A 2,397-nucleotide genomic window follows, 5' to 3' on the forward strand; every position below is an offset into this window, starting at 1 on the left:
GGTGCGATTCGTTGCTTAGAAACTAGACGCCGTAAAAGGTTCTAGGGGATTAAGCGGTGAGGAATTGTCCTCACACAACTGGGTAATAATGTAGGTGAAAATCCTACCCCTCAAGTGCAGAGGTGAAAGCACTTTCCCTACGGTAGCGACTAGTCATCAATCCGTAAAGCGGGAATGAAAGGCGAAATTACTGGGAGCCTAAACTGGTAACACCGTCGAGCAAAGTACACATGAGTAAAGCGCAAGCTTGAAGGCGCGTTTAACCTTCGTCAACCATACGTAGCGGAATAAGGCTTTATGCGCTACAGCCAAAACGGCAAAGGCAATGGGACTGGCGAATCAGCCATCGACCAGTATGCACTCCCGATAAACCCGGAGGAGAGCGCCACTCTAAATGTACACAGTATTATTACTCGGAACGAAGTAACCTGCTATTTGCTCTCAAGAGGTCGAATACTTGAGTAGGTACTAACCGGATGCGGTAACAGGTGAGATTGAGTAAGAAGCTAACGCCTTACCGTAATGGTAAGGATATGCAAACGTACTCACGATGATTTGAATGGTAAAGTCCAAATAGGAAGTTCATATGTCTAAAACACTGAGAAATCAGATGGTGGAATGGAACTCAATCAACTGGCGCAAGCTAGAAAAGGTTGTGTATAAGCTTCAGAAAAGAATTTACCAAGCATCTCTACGTGGTGATAGTAAAGCAGTTCGTAAGCTCGAAAAGACGTTAATGAGGTCATGGTCAGCCAAAGCTTTAGCAGTACGTAAAGTAACCCAAGAGAATAGAGGGAAGAACACGGCGGGGGTAGATGGAGTAAAATCCTTAACCCCTAAAGAAAGAATCCGTCTAACTCAAGAAATAAAGTTTAACCAAAAGGTTAAGCCAACTAGAAGGGTATGGATTCCAAAACCAGGAAAAGCTGAAAAGCGTCCTCTAGGTATCCCCACTTTATGTGATAGGGCAAAACAAGCGCTTGTCAAACTGGCTCTAGAACCAGAATGGGAAGCAAAGTTTGAACCTAACAGCTACGGATTTAGACCAGGAAGAAGCGCCCATGATGCAATCGAAGCAATATTCGGAACCATCACATTTACTCAGAAATGGGTACTAGATGCCGATATTTCAAAATGCTTTGATAAAATTAACCACCAAAAACTGTTGGAAAAAATCAACACATTCCCTTCACTTCGGAAGGTAATTAAAGCCTGGCTGAAGGCAGGAGTGATTGATAAAGGACAACTATTTGACACCGAGGAGGGAACTCCTCAAGGTGGAGTAATCTCGCCGCTACTCGCAAACATTGCATTACATGGGATAGAGGGAGTAGCAAAAGATTATGCACGACGCACAGGTACTAAAGCCACACATTCATCAATAACCTTAATAAGGTACGCAGATGATTTCCTAGTGTTTGCTCCTGAAGTCCGACAAATAGAAGACCTAAAGAAACTAATAGCAGAGTGGTTAGGAAACATGGGGCTAGAATTAAACCCTGACAAAACCCGAATTGCCCACTCTATGAAAACTGGATTTGATTTCCTAGGATTCAATATTCAACAGCATAAGGTAGGTACTCACCAATCTGGAAAGAATGGTCACGGGAAGAAGATGGGGTTTAAAACACTCATTAAACCCAGCAAGAAAGCCATAAAACAACACTACAAAGCTATAAACGCAATTGTTGATCACCATAAATCTTCACCACAAGCAGTGCTGATTAGGATGTTAAACCCCGTGATAAGCGGATGGTGTAACTACTATTCCACGGTAGTAAGTGCTGAAGCATTTAAAAAGGTAGACCACCTAGTGTTTAAACGGTTAGTAAGATGGGCAAAACGTCGTCACAAAAACAAATCCTGGAATTGGGTCAAGAATAAATATTGGCACACACTAGGAAATGACAATTGGGGATTTACTGATTCAATGGATGAGCAAACATATACTTTAATAAACCACGATGACAAGAAGATTGTCAGACACGTGAAGATTAAAGGCAATGCTTCCCCATTTGACGGTAAATTGAAATATTGGAGCATACGAAAACGTGAAAATCCCTTAGTACCGAAAAGAATTTCGCTACTGCTGAAAAAGCAAAAAGGGAAATGCACACACTGTGGTTTATTCTTCAGAGAAGATGATGCAACAGAAGTAGACCACATCATTCCCAAATATAAGAAAGGGAAGGATGTATACGACAACCTACAACTGTTACACACTCACTGTCATCACAATAAAACAGCCAACGATATTTGCAATATAAAGGATATCGAGCAATGGAAGAGAGATGTACCCATGACAAGGGTCAAATCGTTGAGGAGCCGTGTGAAGTGAAAGTTTCATGCACGGTTCTGAAGACCAACGGATTTGGTGACAAATTCGTTGAGTTTAAT

1 protein-coding gene is annotated in these 2,397 nt (G+C 41.9%); it reads left to right on the forward strand.

Annotated features, from left to right (window positions below):
- Positions 1-586 precede the first annotated feature (586 nt).
- Positions 587-2,338, forward strand: coding sequence for a group II intron reverse transcriptase/maturase (gene ltrA / locus ACM0OZ_RS48470; RefSeq protein WP_414590094.1), 1,752 nt, complete (start codon positions 587-589; stop codon positions 2,336-2,338).
- The last annotated feature ends 59 nt before the right edge of the window (positions 2,339-2,397 follow it).

Source organism: Scytonema sp. PCC 10023 (assembly GCF_963920835.1).
Lineage (GTDB): Bacteria > Cyanobacteriota > Cyanobacteriia > Cyanobacteriales > Nostocaceae > Kalymmatonema.

What these genes read in the sequence shown, in the direction of transcription:
- ltrA (WP_414590094.1), top strand. Translation starts at nt 587, where the DNA reads ATGTCTAAAACACTGAGAAATCAGATGGTGGAATGGAACTCAATCAAC.